This is a genomic window from Pseudoalteromonas luteoviolacea, from assembly GCF_021654285.1.
Lineage (GTDB): Bacteria > Pseudomonadota > Gammaproteobacteria > Enterobacterales > Alteromonadaceae > Pseudoalteromonas > Pseudoalteromonas luteoviolacea_J.
Genome location: NZ_JAKFZS010000016.1, coordinates 121719 through 139791, shown reverse-complemented (window position 1 = coordinate 139791; position 18073 = coordinate 121719). Strand labels below are relative to the sequence as shown.

General features: G+C 42.9%; 12 protein-coding genes. 7 read left to right on the top strand and 5 right to left on the bottom strand.

Annotated elements, in window-relative coordinates; translation table 11 throughout:
• Positions 1 to 135: 135 nt before the first annotated feature.
• Together gppA and rhlB are read right to left on the bottom strand one after the other, a co-directional pair.
• On the bottom strand, positions 136 to 1638 hold the full coding sequence (gene gppA, locus L1077_RS16270) for a guanosine-5'-triphosphate,3'-diphosphate diphosphatase (RefSeq protein ID WP_343222214.1): 1503 nt from the start codon (positions 1636 to 1638) through the stop codon (positions 136 to 138).
• A 30-nt stretch (positions 1639 to 1668) separates the two neighbouring features.
• On the bottom strand, positions 1669 to 2952 hold the full coding sequence (gene rhlB / locus L1077_RS16265) for an ATP-dependent RNA helicase RhlB (protein WP_237137984.1): 1284 nt from the start codon (positions 2950 to 2952) through the stop codon (positions 1669 to 1671).
• A 92-nt stretch (positions 2953 to 3044) separates the two neighbouring features.
• Between rhlB and trxA the strand changes: the two genes are divergently transcribed.
• The 3 genes from trxA (at position 3045) to L1077_RS16250 (ending at position 6240) form a co-directional block, all read left to right on the top strand.
• Positions 3045 to 3371 carry a thioredoxin TrxA gene (trxA, locus tag L1077_RS16260; RefSeq protein WP_039611268.1) on the top strand — a complete coding sequence of 109 codons (327 nt, stop codon included), beginning with the start codon at positions 3045 to 3047 and terminating at the stop codon, positions 3369 to 3371.
• Between the two features lie 200 nt (positions 3372 to 3571).
• Positions 3572 to 4831, top strand: a complete 1260-nt coding sequence (gene rho / locus L1077_RS16255; RefSeq protein ID WP_023399073.1) for a transcription termination factor Rho — start codon at positions 3572 to 3574, stop codon at positions 4829 to 4831.
• 134 nt (positions 4832 to 4965) lie between these two features.
• Positions 4966 to 6240, top strand: a complete 1275-nt coding sequence (locus L1077_RS16250; RefSeq protein ID WP_237137982.1) for a methyl-accepting chemotaxis protein — start codon at positions 4966 to 4968, stop codon at positions 6238 to 6240.
• Here L1077_RS16250 and L1077_RS16245 read toward each other — a convergent pair.
• A complete protein-coding gene (locus L1077_RS16245) occupies positions 6211 to 9069 on the bottom strand; it encodes an ATP-binding protein (RefSeq protein ID WP_237137979.1) in 2859 nt (952 codons plus the stop codon). The two genes, L1077_RS16250 and L1077_RS16245, sit on opposite strands and share 30 nt — an antisense overlap.
• 68 nt (positions 9070 to 9137) lie before the next feature.
• On the opposite strand from L1077_RS16245, the gene L1077_RS16240 reads away from it, so the two are divergent.
• The gene (locus L1077_RS16240) at positions 9138 to 9737 is read left to right on the top strand and encodes a DNA-J related domain-containing protein (protein WP_237137977.1); all 600 of its coding nucleotides are present in this window, start codon (positions 9138 to 9140) and stop codon (positions 9735 to 9737) included.
• 11 nt (positions 9738 to 9748) lie between these two features.
• Here the strand turns inward: L1077_RS16240 and dbpA are convergent, their stop codons facing one another.
• The gene (gene dbpA, locus L1077_RS16235) at positions 9749 to 11131 is read right to left on the bottom strand and encodes an ATP-dependent RNA helicase DbpA (RefSeq protein ID WP_237137975.1); all 1383 of its coding nucleotides are present in this window, start codon (positions 11129 to 11131) and stop codon (positions 9749 to 9751) included.
• A gap of 219 nt (positions 11132 to 11350) precedes the next feature.
• On the opposite strand from dbpA, the gene L1077_RS16230 reads away from it, so the two are divergent.
• The gene (locus L1077_RS16230) at positions 11351 to 12760 is read left to right on the top strand and encodes a M20/M25/M40 family metallo-hydrolase (RefSeq protein WP_237137973.1); all 1410 of its coding nucleotides are present in this window, start codon (positions 11351 to 11353) and stop codon (positions 12758 to 12760) included.
• An 84-nt stretch (positions 12761 to 12844) separates the two neighbouring features.
• Positions 12845 to 13621: a hypothetical protein gene (locus L1077_RS16225; protein ID WP_237137972.1), complete on the top strand. Its 777-nt coding sequence runs from the start codon at positions 12845 to 12847 to the stop codon at positions 13619 to 13621.
• Here the strand turns inward: L1077_RS16225 and L1077_RS16220 are convergent.
• Entirely contained in the window at positions 13606 to 16221 is a 2616-nt protein-coding gene (locus tag L1077_RS16220; RefSeq protein WP_237137969.1) for a GGDEF and EAL domain-containing protein, read from the bottom strand. The two genes, L1077_RS16225 and L1077_RS16220, sit on opposite strands and share 16 nt — an antisense overlap.
• A gap of 287 nt (positions 16222 to 16508) precedes the next feature.
• Here L1077_RS16220 and ubiD point away from each other — a divergent pair, with 287 nt between their 5' ends.
• Positions 16509 to 17984 carry a 4-hydroxy-3-polyprenylbenzoate decarboxylase gene (gene ubiD / locus L1077_RS16215; protein ID WP_063360901.1) on the top strand — a complete coding sequence of 492 codons (1476 nt, stop codon included), beginning with the start codon at positions 16509 to 16511 and terminating at the stop codon, positions 17982 to 17984.
• Positions 17985 to 18073 lie beyond the last annotated feature (89 nt).

Below are 18073 nucleotides of genomic sequence, written 5' to 3'. Positions count from 1 at the left end.
CGCTCTGTGGGTGCGCATTATAGGGCGCTCAGCGTTTTGATCAAGCGTTTTTTAGATAAAAAAACAAAAAAACGCCCAACCGAACAAAATTCAACCAAAACAACTCATCTTTGATGGTTTTTACATCAAAAACAGCTATTCACTTTCTACTTTTAAAAGCCAGCCACACTTTTCTTGGTAAAGCGCTTCTTGCTCTAACTCAGTACGCATTAGTGGATGTGCATCTAACCAGCTTTTTGGCATTGTCAGAGTTAATGTCTCTGGTTCTGATGCCGTCAAGAATAGTTCTGGTAAAACATCATCCTGTCGACGCATCGATAAAATTACGCCAATACGTAATAGTCGTATCAATATTTCAGCTAAATGTTGATTCACACCCAACTGTGAAAATGAATTTGTATCTATATCTAAACGATGACAGCTAACTAATGCAGCCACCAACTGTTTCTGTGCGCGTGTATAGCCAGGCATCACACTGTTATTCAATATATAAGCACTATGAAGATGATACTCTTTGAAATCTATTAACAAACCGATTTCATGCATCACAGATGCAGCTTTTAATGCATCACAAGCAAAGCACATATCAACAGACCAGTAGCCTTTGAGCTGATTTAAAAAACCATTGCTGATTTCAAAAACACGCTGCGCCTGCAAATTATCCACATGATAACGTGCAATAAAGCAATTTAGCGTGCGCTTTCTTATATCAGCAACACTTAAGTCTTCTATCATGCTATACAGGACACCTTCTCTAAGTGCACCACCTGCCAGACCCATGCATTCAATTTCAAGTGACTCAAACAATGCAATTAGAATGGCCAACCCAGACACAAACACAAGTCGCCTTTCTTCACTCAAACCTGGTAAGTCTAACTGAGGGATCGTCTGACAGACTATCGCAAGACTTTTTATATGGTACAACTTATCAAGCGATAGATATTCGTCTAAGCCGAGCGCCGAGAATATCTCTTGGATAGCCTGCACTGTGCCAGAAGCACCAATTGCGAGCTCCCACCCTACTTGTTGAAAAGCTTCAACATGAGGACCGATAATCTGCTTTGCTGCTGCAATTGAATTTGCAAAATTCTCTTCACTCAGTCTATCGTCTTTAAAGTATTTCTCGAGATAAGTAACACAGCCCATATTGAGGCTTTGATAGATTTCTGCATCAAAGCCTCTACCAATCACAACCTCAGTGCTCGCACCACCTATATCAACTACAAGTTGTTTACCATGGCAAGCAGATGTATGAGCAACGCCTTTGTAGATAGTACAAGCTTCTAATTCACCACTTATTATCTCAATTTTATGGTTCAGTATACTTTCAGCTCGCTGTTTAAACTCTTGCGCATTCGTCGCTAAACGTAATGTGGCCGTCGCAACAACTTTAATATTTTGCGCTGGAATATCCTGTAGTCGTTCTGCAAATAAAGACAGACATTCCCACCCGCGCTCCATCGCTTCTTGTGATAAAACATTTTGTTCATTAAGCCCTGCGGCCAATCTCACTTTGCGTTTTACTCTGCCAATTGTATGGACTCCACCTGCCATATGCTTCGCAATAAGCATATGGAAACTATTAGAGCCCAAATCAATTACAGCATATACATTGTTAAGTGGTGAGTTATATCCCACGCTTGTAACCTCTACTAACCTTTACTACTTCTAACCGTGTTTAGGCGCTGATTTTTGGTAATTACCTTGTCGGCGAGTGTTACCACGTTTTCTAGGGCCTGACTGGTAGTTTCTGCGATGCTGTTTTACCGGTGCTTTTATGTCATCAAGTAATGCAGACTTATCATATTGAGAAATTGGAATTGCATGGTCAATGTATTCTTCAATCTCGTGCAAATTGTATGCATATTGCTCACAGGCAAAACTAATTGCATGCCCTGAAGCACCAGCTCGACCAGTACGCCCAATACGGTGGACATAATCTTCTCTATCATCTGGTAGGTCAAAATTAAAAACATGACTTACTTCTGGAATATGTAAACCACGAGCAGCAACATCAGTAGCAACCAATAGATCCAACTCACCTTTGGTAAACTTTGTCAAAATAGATAGGCGCTTCTTTTGATTTACATCACCTGTTAGTAAACCAACACGATGACCATCCGCTTTTAACCACTCATAAACGTTTTCACAACTATGCTTGGTATTAGCAAAAACGATTGCCTTCTCTGGCCAATCTTCCTCAATTAGAGTAAGAAGTAAAGGCAATTTGTCCTCTTGTGAAGGTTGGAACAGCTCTTCTTGAATGCGCTTGCCAGTTTTAACATCTGGTTCAATTTGAACATGGATAGGATTGTGCATATGCTCAAAAGCGAGTTCTTGTACACGATAAGATAAAGTCGCAGAAAACAATAAGTTCATACGATCTTGTGTACCTGGCATACGATTAAATAAATATCTAATATCTTTAATAAAGCCTAAATCAAACATACGATCAGCTTCATCAAGTACCACAACTTCGATGCTATTTAGGTTAAATGCTCCTTGTTTATAAAAATCAATGAGCCTGCCTGTAGTGCCAATTAAAATATCGACACCTTTTTCTAATTGTGCCCGTTGTTTTTCGTATTCTTCGCCACCATATACTAATCCTAGATTTAATTTACAGTGCGGTGCGATAATTTGAGCATCTTTGTGAATTTGTATTGCAAGCTCTCGTGTTGGTGCCATGATAATGGCACGCGGTTGTCCCGAAGTTTGCTGCTCTGGTTGCGTTTGCATTAAACGATGACAAGTCGCGGTTAGGAACGCCAATGTTTTACCTGTTCCTGTTTGCGCTTGACCCGCAATGTCCCTGCCTTCACATACGTAAGGCATACACTTTGCTTGAATTGGCGTACAATGATCGAAGCCATTCGCTGTTAAACCGGCGACCACTTCCGGTGCTAAAGCAAAGTCTGAAAATTTCGTGTTGGTCAAATGTGTCTTAGTCATAGCAATAAAGCATAACGTTTAAACTTGCAATAAGAAACAAGAGTGTTTAAATACGCACTAAATAATTCGCCAAATTTCTATCGGAGAACGTAATGAGCGACAAAATAATTCAACTAACTGACGATAGCTTTGAAGCTGACGTACTAAATGCAAGCGGCCCAGTTCTTGTGGACTTTTGGGCTGAGTGGTGTGGTCCTTGTAAGATGATTGCACCAATTCTTGACGAAGTAGCAGAAGAGTTTGCTGGTAAAGTAAGCATCGGCAAACTAAATATCGACCAAAATTCAGGTACGCCTGGCAAATTTGGTATTCGTGGTATTCCTACACTACTTCTTTTCAAAGATGGTGCGGTTGCTGCAACTAAAGTAGGCGCATTATCTAAAACTCAACTTGTTGAGTTCTTAAACGATAACGTTTAATACATACAAAACCCAAATACGCAGTATTTGGGTTTTTGCTTTCTGGCGGCAATCATCAAATAAAATGGATTTATTTTTTGTATAAAGACTGGACGACTCGCTAGCTAGCTGCTAACTTATAGAGCCACTAACCTTTTATCGAATATCAACTCAATCCCTCGTGCGACGAGAAGACAACGTTAATTAAAGAACCCACCAATATGCATTTACGCGAACTTAAAGACAAGTCAATAAATGAGCTTGTAAAACTTGCCGAGTCAATGGGACTCGAAAACGTAGCCCGTCTAAGAAAACAAGATATTATCTTTGCTATTTTGAAAGCGCATGCGAAAAGCGGCGAAAACATTTACGGCGGCGGTGTTTTAGAAATTCTCCAAGACGGCTTTGGCTTTTTACGCTCTTCCGAAGCATCATATTTAGCTGGACCAGATGACATCTATGTATCGCCGAGTCAAATCAGACGCTTCAGTTTGCGTACTGGTGATTCAATTAGCGGTCTGATCCGTCCACCTAAAGATGGCGAGCGTTACTTTGCACTATTAAAAGTAAACGAAGTAAACTTTGACAAGCCAGAGAACTCAAGAACAAAAATCTTATTTGAAAACTTAACGCCTATCCATGCGAATGAGCGTTTAGTTATGCAACGTGGTAACGGCAGTACCGAAGATATTACTGCGCGTGTTTTAGATCTAGCTTCACCAATCGGTAAAGGTCAACGAGCACTTATCGTAGCACCGCCAAAAGCTGGTAAAACAATGTTACTGCAAAACATTGCCCAATCTATCTCATACAACAACCCAGATGCGACCTTAATGGTACTGCTTATTGATGAGCGACCAGAAGAAGTAACTGAGATGCAGCGCTTAGTACAAGGTGAAGTTGTTGCTTCAACATTTGATGAGCCAGCAAGCCGCCACGTACAAGTAGCAGAAATGGTTATTGAGAAAGCAAAACGTCTTGTAGAACACAAGAAAGACGTAGTTATCTTGCTTGACTCAATTACCCGTTTAGCTCGTGCATATAACACCGTTATCCCTTCATCTGGTAAAGTTTTAACAGGTGGTGTGGATGCAAATGCACTACACAAGCCAAAACGTTTCTTTGGTGCAGCACGTAACGTTGAAGAAGGCGGTAGTTTGACCATCATCGCAACGGCACTTATCGATACCGGCTCAAAAATGGATGAAGTCATCTACGAAGAGTTTAAAGGTACTGGTAACATGGAACTACACTTAAATCGTAAGATTGCTGAAAAGCGTGTATTCCCTGCTATAGACTTCAACCGTTCAGGTACTCGTCGCGAAGAACTATTAACGAAGCCAGACGAATTACAAAAGATGTGGATCTTACGTAAGATCGTACATGAAATGAGTGAAATTGACGCTATGGAATTCCTTATTGACAAGCTGTCGATGAGCAAAACGAATGATGAATTCTTCGACTCCATGAAGCGAAAATAATAAAAAGAACCTGCTACGGCAGGTTTTTTTTCGTCTCTTGCCAACTTGGATTTCTTTTTGAACTAGACTATACCTATTAGTCTAATTTGGAAAAAGCTTTCGTTTTTAAGCTCATAGAAAGGAGTTTCAAGTAGATGCGTTTAAACGTCGGTGTTATCAGTACTACATCCGCCAACATTATTATTACGGTACTATGCGCCATTTATTTTGATATTTCTGTTACTACAACACTTATTGTTTGTTGCTTAATGCTAATTAGCTCCTTCCTCATCTATTTCACGATTTCAAAACATACTAACAAAGGCAGTTATTTAGATAATTTAGTCAAAGCTTTACTCAGTGATACGCAAATAGACTTAACCTACCGTTTTGATGATAAAGACAAGCAATTACCGCAAACTTGCCTCGCCCTTAATGCGGGTCTTGCTACCATTGAGCATCTGATCTGCGAAGTGTACGCTTGCTCTGCTCGGCTGGCCCCTATGGCAGACGATTTGAGAGATACCTACGCGTCAATGACGCAAAAAGCCACCATACAACATGCCCATGGCGAGGACTTAGCAGACTCAATCAATCGCATGTTAGTCGTATCAAGAGAACTTGATGAAAATTTAGAGAAGATTTATAACTCAGTAGCAAGCGCAACTGAAGCTGTGAAAAAAACACGTATCGATACAGATAATAGCCAACAGAGCTTACTCAGCCTAGCAAATAATATTCGTCAAACCAGCACGCAGATTGAAACGTTAAAGACTGATAGCGACGCAATTAGTAGCGTTATCGACGTTATCAATGCCATTGCTGAGCAAACAAATTTGTTGGCATTGAATGCAGCGATTGAAGCCGCTCGAGCAGGAGAACAAGGAAGAGGCTTTGCTGTTGTCGCTGATGAAGTGCGCAACTTAGCAGCACGAACCAGTCAGTCAACACAAGAAGTCCGCGCAATGGTCAGCAAAATACAAGCTGGCACGGATAGCGCACATTCGTTGATGTTATTAGCACTAGAAGAAACGGATAAAACCGTTCAGTTATCTGAAGAGTCAACCAAAGAAGTCGATCAAATAGAACATGCTATGGTAGCGATCAACGACATGTCGCACAGCATTCACTCTCAGGTATCCCAACAAAAAGTCGTCTCTGACGAGGCACAGTCAAGCATTGAGTCCATGGTCGAGCTCAATTCAGACGCTTTATCTAGCTCTAAAATACAAGCGGTTTCAAGCGCTGATTTATTAAATCTCTCTTCGAGTATTCACGACAAACTCAGTATTTTTAAAACGGAAACACCTGAGCCTGACTTAGATCCACGAGTAGATAAAAGCAGAACACACCAAACTGCACCTGAAATAGAGAAAAAGCCTAGCTCACAATCTGATGATCTAGACTCCAGTGACATCGAACTGTTCTGAATACGCCTGCACTTTGAGTTCATCGCACAAAATCAAAAACAAATCCTGGTATTGTGCATTTTTTTTGTCTTTGAGAACTTGTTCAAATTGCTTTGCGATGTCCGCTATTGCAGTAAAACCAAATACCGATGCAGCCCCTGCAATTTTATGGCAGTGATACTGTAATCCTTCATAATCATTGTCTTGCCACAGGTCGATCAGCTTATAGCGCTCTTGCTCCAAAGTCGATGCAAAGCTTTGCCTTAAATCAGTCATATCGATACTTATATCATCATGAGATGATGACTCAAGAGCTTCATCTAGCTCACTGTGTAGGACAGACACTAATTTGTTATGCTCGATAGGCTTACTTAGATGACCAGCAAACCCATACTCTAAATAATAACTGATTTCATGTTCCATCACATTGGCGGTTAGCGCATAAATAGGACCTTCATAACCAGCTTGACGCAATAACTTAAGCGCCTCTAATCCATCCATTTCTGGCATTTGTATATCCATCAAAACCAAATCCGGAAAGCTACTGAGACATTTTTCGACCGCTTCCCGACCATTGCAGGCCGATTCAACCTTAACACCTAGCTTAGCTAAAATACGTTCAAATAGTACTCGGTTATCATCATGATCTTCCGCAATTAAGACTTCGCCGCTAAACATGGCACCAGTGGCAAATACCGCAGGTGGTTCAATCCTCTGTTGATAATGTGAGGCGTTAAGTTGCTGACAAGGAAGCCAAAATGAAAAACGACTTCCAATATGTAGTTTACTGCTGGCTCTGATGGTCCCTCCCATCATAGTAGCTAACTGCTGAGATAGGCTCAGACCAAGCCCCGAGCCGCCAAACCGTCGTGTAATACTGTTATCGCCCTGCTGAAAATAATCGAATATTTTTTCCAACTGAGGTGCAGGCATGCCAATCCCTGTATCACTCACTGTAAATAACAAGCCCCCTTCAGAGGGCTCAGCGATTAGTTCAACATGCCCTTTTTTAGTAAACTTAATGGCATTACTAAGCAAGTTTATCAGTACCTGCTTAACCCTTACGTAATCTAGGCAAACCCAATACGGTGTCTCAAGTCGATGATCTACTATTAATTCAAGTGACTTTTCCATACAAGGGTGATGAAACATATCGGTAATGTCAGTGAGCAGTGCTTCCACATTAAACTCGGTCATTTCTAGTTCAAGCTGCTCAGCCTCTATTTTACTCAAATCTAGCACGTCGCTGATCAACTCTTTTAAGTGCACCCCTTGACGATGCAGCACCTCAAGAGATTCCTGAAGGTCGGCATTATGCTGATTTTCTCTAAGCATATTCTCACTGTAACCAAGAATAGCTGTCAGTGGCGTTCTTATTTCATGGCTGATATTTGCCAAAAACTGGCTTTTAATTTGATTCGCATTGCGCAGCTGGTCCGCCGTTTTTTGCAACTCAGCTGTACGTTGTGCAACTTCATGACGCAAATCTAACTTTGCCTTATGCTCTAGGCTACGTCGATACCATGCCACGGATGCCAATAGTGCAAAAATAATCACCAAGCAACCCATCCATATCAACTGCTGTTGCTGATGACTTTTCAACTCTTGTAGCTGCTGCGCTTGCTTTAGTTTCGCAAGCTCTTGGCTTAATTCCCCTTCTTCAAACTGCTTTTGATATTTTTCCGACTCTTTGAACAAAGCTTGGTTGAGTTGCTTTGAGCGTACTCGATTATATTCAATCATAATCGACAGTGCTTGCGCCGTATCTCCTTGAGCAGCTTTTGCCAGAGCAAGAATCGACATGGATTGATTGGCAAGGAGTGAACCACCTAACTTCAAGCTAATTTCCACGCTCTGCTGAGCGGCCTCAATGGCTGGCACAATTTTACCTTGAACAAAATCTAACTGGGCTCTGATGTGCAAAGCTTGCGCCATATTTTCTAAATTTTCCGACTTTTCAGCATAATAAATCGCAAAATTAGCCTCCACTTCGGCACGCTCAAACTCACCTAACACAATACTCACTCTCGCTAAGTTCGTATACTCGTAGGATAAAAATGTGACGTCATTGGCCGCTTCATAATAATCAGCTGCACGCTGTAAAAATGTGCGCGCTTCCTCGAGCCTATCCGTCTGTGTATAAATGACCCCTAAATTTGCTTGGGCTAATGCCAGACCGCGTCCATCTGACAATTTATCAAACAGATTAATAGCCTTAAGTAACAATGATTCTGCTTTTTCATAGCGGAGCAAGCGTATATACACACCTGCAATATTCAGAATGATGTCAGCCTCATCTTGGTTGTTGCCATATGACTGATACAAGGCATGCGCCTCAGTAAATGCAGAAAGGGCATTTAATAAATCATGAAGTTTTAAGTAAGCTAACCCGAGGTTATTTTGAATGTGTGCCACCTCTATGGCAGGTGAGTGATTTCTTGCAAGTATTAAGGCCCGTTCATACTCAATTTTAGCCGCAGAAAAGCCACCGGCATGATACCAGCCAACCCCTTGCATTTTTATCGCCTTAAACAACCGTTGTGGCTCTCCCTGCTCATCTACCGCCAACTCGAGTGTTTTAAAGTAACCAATGCCATCGTTATAACGACCCAAAGAAAAAGCCATATTCCCCATATTTTGCAATAAAGCAAAACGTTGCTTTAATTGCAATTGAGGGTGGTTTAATAGCTGCTCGGCAGCCATCTTTTGTTCTTGCCAATTATCTAGGTGAGCAATATTTCCTATTTGCTGTTCCAGTGTCTGAATTTCATTAGACACCTGTGATGCCATGGCCTGAAAACTGAGTCCCAATATCACCATCAACATACAGCATGTATTTCTAAATGCCATCCGTGCTAATCCTAATTTGCAATAGCGTAATTTTTCATCAACAATACCTTAGGCAATGAAGATACACTATGTTTACAGACCGGACAATGACCAACCCATTACTTGATATTATTTTTGAAATTATCTCGACTGGCGAGCATCTAAAGGTGCATGAATTAGCGAGCCGAATTAGTAAAAACAACGCCTTACCAAAATTAGATTCAGATCCTCATAAAGAATTATTTAAAAAGAACTTTCTTATCATGAATGCGTTATACCAATTACAAAATGAGTTGCAGTTAAATGGTTACGACGTCCACATCTCCAATCTCGATATCTACTTACAGCAGAGAGTTTCAGCTCACACCACGTGCAATGAGCAAGCACTCCAAAAAGTTGAACCACTAAAGGATTATTACCTCGACTGGAATAATTATGATACCAGCAGAGAAGAGGTCGAAGCCCTATTAAACGGGTTCTGGAAAAGGTATGTCTCTCATGTGCCGATGTGCACCTCTGAACGCTCACATTTACTAAAAAAATGGCAGCTGTCAGAACATTTTTGTGCAACAGAGTTGCAAAAGCGTTGGCGGCAACTTGCCATAGAAAACCACCCAGATAAAGGTGGCTCTACATGTGCTTTTCAACAAATAAAAAGAGAATATGAACAGCTTAAAGGCTGCCTATAAGCTGCCTCTATTTACACAAGGCGCTTGGCTTTAACACGTTTACCCTTAATTTTATCCGCCTGTAATTTTCGAATAGCAGGTTTTACTGCATCACGATAAATGGCCACATAGGCTTGATTGTCTTGCACAGTAATATTTCCAATCTGCGCACCACTGATGCCATTTTCACCTGTGAGGCAACCTACAATGTCACCTGCTCTCACTTTCTGCTTTTTGCCAACATCCAGTACCACAGTAACCATACTTGGCTTGTATACCGGCTTATCTAACAAACTGAGCGGAGGTGTTGGAGACGGGTTAAACTCTCGCTCGTACAAATCGCTTAATTGTTTAACTTTAAACGTTTCATTTTCGCCATAAAGCGAGCAAGCAAAGCCTTTTTTACCACCTCGGCCAGTTCGGCCAACACGGTGGACATGAGTTTGCGGCTCAAGCGCCATATGATAGTTAATCACCATATCGATATCATCAATATCCAGTCCGCGTGCCGCCACATCTGTAGCCACAAGAATTGAGGCACTTTTGTTGGCAAAGCGCAGTAACATTCGCTGGCGTTCAATTTGTGCCAAGTCACCATGCAAAACGGCCACTTGTAAGCCTGTTTGCTGCAATTCAGTGTACAGCTTTTTCGTTTCAACCTTAGTGTTACAAAACACAATACAACTTTGTGGCTTATGCTGTAACAACAATAGTTTTAACGTATTAAAGCGCAGCTTATTGTTTTTCAGGTGAAAAAACTGCTGCTTAATTTGCTTATTCAGTGCTTCTGTTTCACCTTTAACGACCACTGGCGATTGCATAAACTGCGTTGCAAGCTTCTCTATGTCTTTAGGGTACGTCGCACTAAACATCATCGTCTGACGAGTAGGAGACAAGTAGACGGCGATGTTTTCAATCGCATCAATGAAACCCATTTCCAGCATTTGATCGGCTTCATCCAACACAAAATGACTGACACCAGTCAAATCTAACGTGCCTTTAAACAAATGCTCCTCAATACGCCCTGGCGTACCAACAACAATGTGTGCGCCATGCTCTAATGAGCTGATCTGTGGCCCAATCGGCTCACCCCCACAAATCGTCAGCACCTTGACATTCGCGAGTGACTTCGCCAACTTTCTCACTTCATCAGCAACTTGCGATGCAAGTTCTCGTGTAGGCGCCAAAATAAGCCCCTGAATTTGCTGAGTACTTGAATCTAACGCTTGCAAAACTGCCAAACTAAAAGCCAGTGTTTTACCAGAACCGGTTTTAGCTTGCGCAACAACATCCTTGCTATTTAATAACTCAGGTAAAGCCTGCGCTTGAATAGGCGTCATTTTACTAAAGCCAGCCTTAGACAAGGAAGCCTGTATCTCTTGGCGCAGTGGTAGTTGAGAAAATTGCAAATTCACATGGATGTCCTAACAAATCAAAGTAAGCCAATTTTAACAAATATCGACAGGGCTTGATATATAAGCGTCTACCTACTTTCACAAATCTAAGTGACGTATTATCCAGCATAAAAAAACAATAATACTACAGTGCATATTCATGCCATTCATCTTATTAACGTTTAAATTAAATACGTTCAATGTCAAAATGAAACTCAATTTATCTATCAAGGATTATTCATGAAACATGCATTTCGTACGCTGATTAAATCCAGCATACTGCCGCTTGTGGCATTGTGCACCAGCCATCTCACTCACGCGCAAGAATTTACAAACGCAGAGTTAAAAATGGTGGAAAAAGTGCGCGAGCACGCTCTTAATAGCGATCTAAGTTGGCAACTGGTGGAATCACTCACGACAGAAGTTGGGCCGCGCTTACCAGGCACTGAAAATGACAAGATGGCTGTTGCATGGGCGAAGCAAAAGTTTCAAAACCTTGGTTTTGATAAAGTGTGGTTGGAACCTTCCAAATTTCCTGAGTGGCGACGTTACCACGAATCAGGTTTTATTCTGACGCCAAGCAAACAGCCTTTGCACCTCACTGCACTCGGCAATAGTATCAGTACGCCAAAAAAAGGCCTGTCTGGCGAAGTCGTCTTATTCGAAACATTTGACGAATTAATTGCGGCACCAGCGGGCAGTTTAGAAGGTAAGATTGCTTTTATTAATTACCGTATGAACCGTGATATCGATGGCAATGGGTATGGACCTGCGGTAAAAGCTCGTAATAAAGGTGCAGTAGAAGCAGCTAAAAAAGGCGCAATCGCTTACATGATGCGCTCAGTCAGTACCAGCCACCACAGGTTTGCCCATACTGGTGGTAGTCACTACACTAAAGGTGTCACAAAAATTCCAGCTACTGCGGTTGCAAATCCAGATGCAGATCAGCTTGCACGTCTTATTGCGCTTGGTAAGCCTGTTCAAGTTGAATTGAATATTCAAACTGAAGATCTTGGCGAAGGCACCAGCTACAACGTTATCGGCGAAATAACAGGATCTAAATACCCTCAACAATACGTTTTACTGGGTAGCCACCTAGACTCGTGGGATCTTGGAACCGGTGCTCTTGATGATGGTGCTGGCGTAGCTTTGACGATGGCAGCTGCTAAGCATATTGCTGATCATACTCGCCCTGAGCGCAGTATTCGTGTTGTCTTGTTTGCAGCTGAAGAGCTGGGCTTGTGGGGCGCTAAAGCGTATTTCAAGCACTACGAAAAGCAACTAAGTAATATTGTTGCCGCAGCAGAGTCTGACTTTGGTGCCGATATCGTTTATGCGTTTGAGTCAAACGTTAACGCGGCTTCTCTTCCTGTCGTCAGAGCGATTGCCGAGCAATTAAGACCACTGGGCGTGAAGTATATTCGTAAAAATGAAGCTCGAGGCGGACCGGACCTTATTCCTCTGAGACAGACCACATCAGCGCCAATTTTCGATCTACATCAAGTCGGCACAGACTACTTCGATTACCACCACACTGCGGACGATACCTTGGATAAGGTTGACCCTGATAAATTGAAGCAAAATACCGCAGCATATGCGGTATTTGCCTTGATGGCAGCCAATGCTGAAACCAAAATGGCAGGTAAGTAAAGCCGCTTTATGCCATGACAAAGGCGTGTTATCTTTGTCTTGGCATTACAATAATAATAAACATGATCAACCACGGAGCTGGCGATGATTAAACACGCAATTTTTCGTTCTCACGACATCATTACTGAATTACTGAGTCGCTACAAAGCCATCCTTATCGCACTTGTTATCATTGGCGTCTGTGCGCATTGGATTATCCAGCATCAGCGAACCCAACAAATACAATACTCATGGCTAGAATCACCCAAGGTCGATGATGTGATCATGGTTAATATCGGCAGGATGCAAAGCGATAGGGTGTATCAACCTCAATATCGCATCGCTCAGGTTATCGCCGTGAGTGATACAAAATTAACCCTAAAGCAAGGTCGATATACTTATGGACGAAAGCGTGATGCAAAGCGTGCAATTCAGCTCGACAACTTAATGCTAGATGATTATTTTCAAATAGACCCTTGGCATATCCCAAGAACGCAAATTATGCCTTATTACCAAAGCGGGGCAATATACGCCGCTTATCGTCCAAATGACATCTATGTGATGGGCGGTATCGTAAAGCAGCGTGCGATACCTCATTTCCCGAAACATCAGCGCGCGGCCTTTTCTGCAGACAACAATCAAGGCGTCAGCTTTTATCAACGCGGTGACTTCGTTTCTGCACGAGAGTTCTTCGAGCTTGCCGCAAAAAACAAAGATCAGTGGGGTATGTACAACTTAGCAACGATGCTGATCGCTGCAGAAGGGGGTGAACAAGATCTGCAACGGGGCTTTGAACTACTCAAGAATGCACACGCACAAGGCAATATTAAAGCCAAAGACGCGCTAAACTCCCTGTGTGCACTACATCAAATCTGTGAGTGAGCTTCTTGGTCATAATACTGATTTAGAAACACTTCAAACTCACTGATATTACAGGGCTTGGCATGGAAATACCCCTGTGTATAGTCACAGCCAAGCTCTTGCAGCAAAGCAAGTTGAGCCTGCGTTTCTACCCCTTCAGCAATCACAGTTAATTTTAACTTACTGGCCATTGAAACAATGGCACTGATGAGGGTTTTATCTTCTTCATCATCGGGTAAGTCTTTAATGAAAGCACGGTCAATTTTAAGTTTAGACAGTGGAAAACGCTTTAAATAACCCAGTGAGGAATACCCAGTGCCAAAGTCATCAATCGCCAGTCCAACCCCCATTGCCCGGAGTTGCGCAAGTTGTTTCTCAACATCATCTGAATTATCTGCAAGCACAGTTTCTGTGATTTCAAGGGTCAAGCTTTCAGCCGGTAGCCCAGTATCTTTGAGCACTTTTGCCACCAAGGCAACCACATTTTGACGCTTGAATTGCACACTAGATACATTGACTGAGACAAAAAATGGCTGCTGTGTTTTCGTCAACCATGCGCGCGCTTGGGCACACGCCTGATACAACACCCACTCGCCCATTGCGATGATCAACCCCAGCTCTTCACTGATAGGAATAAAATCCGCCGGAGAGACTTCACCTAAAGCGTCATTGTGCCAACGCAGTAAGGCTTCGCAACCTAACCTGTGCCCTCCAACAATCGGTTGATAGACAACACGTAATTCTTGATTGGCCAACGCGCGATGCAGTGCACCCTCAAGTTGACTGCGCGCCTTGGCGTGCTCATGCATTGCTGTAGTGAAAAACTGATAGCAATTTCGGCCACTTTCTTTTGCCTTATACATGGCGCTGTCCGCGTTACGCAATAATACTTTGCGATCTTCGCCATCATCCGGATAAAAGGTGATCCCCATACTGCCAGACACATAGGCTTCATGCCCTTCAAGGTGAAAAGGTGCACTTAATGCGCTCAAGATTTTCTCAGCAAGCTTTTCCATATCACTGATCAAATCCATATCAGGTAATAGCAAAGCAAACTCATCACCACCTAAGCGCGCCACAGTGTCTGAATTGCGTGTGCACTCTCGGATCCGATTAGCAGCTTCAATCAGGAGTAAATCCCCGATATGGTGCCCTAGCGTATCGTTGACAGCCTTGAAGCGGTCTAAATCGATAAAGCACACAGCAACTCGTGTTTGCTTGCGTTTCGCATGCGCCAATGCAATATCAAATTTCGCATGATAGTGATGACGGTTAGCCAAATCGGTTAAATTATCAAAATTCGCCTGTTGCCACATGAGCTGCTCATTGCGCTTGCGAGACGTAATGTCATTGAACAAAGCCACATACATGTCAATCGCACCGTGCTGATCAAACACCGCAGACACTTGCAACCAACTGGGGTATACCTCACCATTTTTGCGTTTATTCCAAATTTCCCCTTCCCAATGGCCGCGTGTGCTGAGCGCATCATACAACTGGGTAAAATAGGCGGTGTCATGGCGCCCTGAGTTAAAAATCGCAGGGGTTTTCCCCATGACTTCAGGCCCGGTAAAACCCGTAATATCGGTAAAAGCGCGATTAACCATTTGAATACAGTTATCTTTATCAGAGACTAATACGCCTTCACTGGTCGTCGAAAAGACCGTACTGGCCAAACGCTGCTCTTTTTCATCAGCTAGACGCTGGGTGATATTTTGCAATAAGAAGATATGACCGTATAAGCCACCGTTGTGATCTAATACATCGGTTTTACTGATCTCTACATCTAACACACCGAAGTTGGTCGTGATTTGGCACTCTTTTGGCTCAAATTGAAGCTGCTCTAAACACACGCATTTCGACAATACGTCCGCAATCGCTTTGTCATCCAATTCACCTAAATCTTGATAGGCAGCACGGTTGGCTGATAACACCTTATCATTGACGTCCGTAAAAATAAGATAGTCGCCGATGGCATCAAAAATTGCATTCAATCTAGCTCGGTGAAATTCAGAGCGCTTTTTCGTTCTGCGTAAACGTAAGAAGCCCCATCCCAAAATGACAGTCGTGCCAACAAAAATACCAATCACACTGCTGAGCAAAAAAACTTGTACGGTACTGGCATATTTGATCTCTCGAGTTTGCTGTGCCACTTGCTGTTCAAGATTGCTTTGATAATGCCAAAGTGCATGCTCCAACTCGCGCCTTGCGCTGACATCTTGGATCACCGAAAACAGCAAAGCCTCGCCATTTTTATCCATAAATGGAGAGGAGTAGACGGACACAGTGCGGTTTTCACCATTGGCTAAACGGTGTTGAAAAATAAAGTAATTGCGTCCTTCATTGAGCGCAGATAATCGCTCTTTTTCTACTTGTTGCGGTGAGAATTGATTAATTTCTTGAATATATAAGGATTCTAGCTGCGCTTTGTTATAGCCGTAAAAATCTGCAGCAGCTTGATTGGCACGCACAATTTTGCCACTGTCTGGCTCAATGAGCAGCATCACAGCGCTGTGATTATCAAACACTTGTGCTGGCAATGTTTGCGAAAGAGTCTGTGTGGCATTCAGCCCGATAAACGCAAAGAGTATTCGCTGCGCTATTTTTGTTATTGTCTTCAAGCCGCCTCCACCCAATACTCCGTCGACTCTCACAGAATATAGCCTATAGACCAAGGCATTGAAACTCTAGAGTGCATAACATAGACAAAAATATGAACAGTGTTAAACCAAATACTTACTTAATTCGTACCCAATTTAATAATTCCTGTCTCACAGCGAGCGTATGCACATAATTACACTATTGTGTGTCTACTTGGCCACTATTGAACTGTTTGAGTATGTGCTGTGGGTGGGGAATTGATATACTCCATCTACCAACAAGCGTACTCACTGCGTAAAAGGCAAAAATGAAATATAAAGACTTAAGAGAGTTTATCGAGCTGCTAGAAAAGCAAGGTGAACTGGTGCGCGTTAGTCAGCCCATTTCAACTAAGTTAGAGATGACTGAAATCGCCGACCGTACTTTACGAGCTGGCGGACCCGCTATTTTATTTGAAAACCCAGAAGGGTTTGATATCCCTGTGTTAGCTAACCTCTTCGGTACCCCGAAGCGCGTTGCCATGGGGATGGGACAAACTGATGTCAACGAATTGCGTGAAGTTGGCAAATTACTGGCATTTTTAAAAGAGCCTGAGCCGCCAAAAGGCATCAAAGAAGCCATTGGCCAGATCCCTGTCTTTAAGCAAGTGCTTAACATGCCTGCGAAAGAAGTGAGAAAAGCACCATGCCAACAAGTTGTGCTGTCGGGCGATCAAGTCGACTTAACTAAATTACCAATCCAACATTGCTGGCCTGGTGATGCGGCTCCTCTTATCACTTGGGGCTTAACCGTCACAAAGGGCCCGCACAAAAAGCGCCAAAACTTAGGTATTTATCGCCAGCAATTACTGGGTAAAAACAAGATCATCATGCGCTGGCTATCCCACCGCGGTGGTGCACTGGATTTCCAAGAGTGGTGTAAAGAACACCCTGGCGAGCCTTACCCTGTGTCGGTCGCGCTCGGTGCAGATCCTGCCACCATTCTTGGTGCGGTAACGCCCGTACCAGATACGCTCAGCGAATACGCATTTGCAGGCTTACTTAGAGGCAGCAAAACGGAAGTGGTTAAGTCTGTTTCAAATGATTTGCAAGTTCCTGCCAGCGCAGAAATCGTATTAGAAGGCTACATTGAGCAAGGTGAAACCGCACCTGAAGGCCCATACGGTGATCACACTGGCTACTATAATGAAGTCGATGACTTCCCAGTCATGACAGTCACGCATATTACACACCGTGAAAACCCAATTTATCACAGCACTTACACAGGCCGTCCACCTGATGAGCCCGCGATTTTAGGCGTGGCATTAAACGAAGTATTCGTGCCTATTCTACAAAAGCAATTTCCTGAAATTGTCGACTTTTATCTGCCACCAGAAGGCTGTTCATATCGCATGGCCGTGGTGACAATGAAAAAGCAATATCCAGGTCATGCAAAGCGCGTGATGATGGGCGTCTGGTCTTTCTTACGTCAATTTATGTACACAAAGTTTGTCATTGTCTGTGATGATGATGTCAATGCACGCGATTGGAATGATGTTATCTGGGCGATCACCACACGTATGGATCCAGCCAGAGACACCACCATGATCGAAAGCACCCCTATCGATTATCTCGATTTTGCCTCGCCAGTATCTGGACTTGGGTCAAAAATGGGCATGGATGCAACCAATAAATGGCCAGGAGAAACTGACCGTGAATGGGGCGTGCCCATCGTGATGGATGATGAGGTCAAGCAAAAAGTAGACGAGATCTGGGATAGCCTTGGCATTATGGATAAGCCGTAACCGCACATCGCTATGTGCTTAAGTTGGCTGTGATTGTTTACAAATTGGGGAAACAATCACAGCGGACGATATATCAAAACTGCGACCAA

Bases quoted from the DNA above. Each gene is read 5' to 3' on its own strand.
- ubiD (WP_063360901.1), top strand. From the start codon at position 16,509: ATGAAATATAAAGACTTAAGAGAGTTTATCGAGCTGCTAGAAAAGCAA.
- L1077_RS16245 (WP_237137979.1), bottom strand. From the start codon at position 9,069: ATGGCATTTAGAAATACATGCTGTATGTTGATGGTGATATTGGGACTC.
- L1077_RS16225 (WP_237137972.1), top strand. From the start codon at position 12,845: ATGATTAAACACGCAATTTTTCGTTCTCACGACATCATTACTGAATTA.
- trxA (WP_039611268.1), top strand. From the start codon at position 3,045: ATGAGCGACAAAATAATTCAACTAACTGACGATAGCTTTGAAGCTGAC.
- rho (WP_023399073.1), top strand. From the start codon at position 3,572: ATGCATTTACGCGAACTTAAAGACAAGTCAATAAATGAGCTTGTAAAA.
- L1077_RS16230 (WP_237137973.1), top strand. From the start codon at position 11,351: ATGAAACATGCATTTCGTACGCTGATTAAATCCAGCATACTGCCGCTT.
- L1077_RS16240 (WP_237137977.1), top strand. From the start codon at position 9,138: ATGTTTACAGACCGGACAATGACCAACCCATTACTTGATATTATTTTT.
- L1077_RS16250 (WP_237137982.1), top strand. From the start codon at position 4,966: ATGCGTTTAAACGTCGGTGTTATCAGTACTACATCCGCCAACATTATT.
- rhlB (WP_237137984.1), bottom strand. From the start codon at position 2,952: ATGACTAAGACACATTTGACCAACACGAAATTTTCAGACTTTGCTTTA.